Raw genomic sequence first — 326 nt, 5'->3', positions numbered from 1 at the left:
CTTCGTCCAACGCCATTGGCTTGCACTTCTACCCCATCTGGGAAGCAGCTTCCTTAGATGAGTGGTTGTACAACGGTGGTCCTTACCAGTTGGTCGTGTTCCACTTCCTGATCGGCGTGTTCTGCTACATGGGACGTGAGTGGGAACTATCCTACCGCCTCGGTATGCGTCCTTGGATCTGCGTTGCCTACTCTGCACCTGTTGCAGCAGCATCTGCAGTCTTCTTGATCTACCCGATCGGTCAAGGTTCCTTCTCTGATGGGATGCCTCTAGGTATCTCCGGTACCTTCAACTTCATGTTCGTGTTCCAAGCCGAGCACAACATC

1 pseudogene is annotated in these 326 nt (G+C 53.1%); it reads left to right on the top strand.

Annotation, left to right across the window (positions count from 1 at the left end):
• Positions 1 to 326, top strand: a pseudogene (locus JUJ53_RS00225) (photosystem II q(b) protein); the annotation flags it as partial.

This window comes from Leptolyngbya sp. CCY15150, assembly GCF_016888135.1.
Taxonomy (GTDB): Bacteria; Cyanobacteriota; Cyanobacteriia; order RECH01; family RECH01; genus RECH01.
This window is presented reverse-complemented; position numbering and strand designations above follow the sequence as displayed.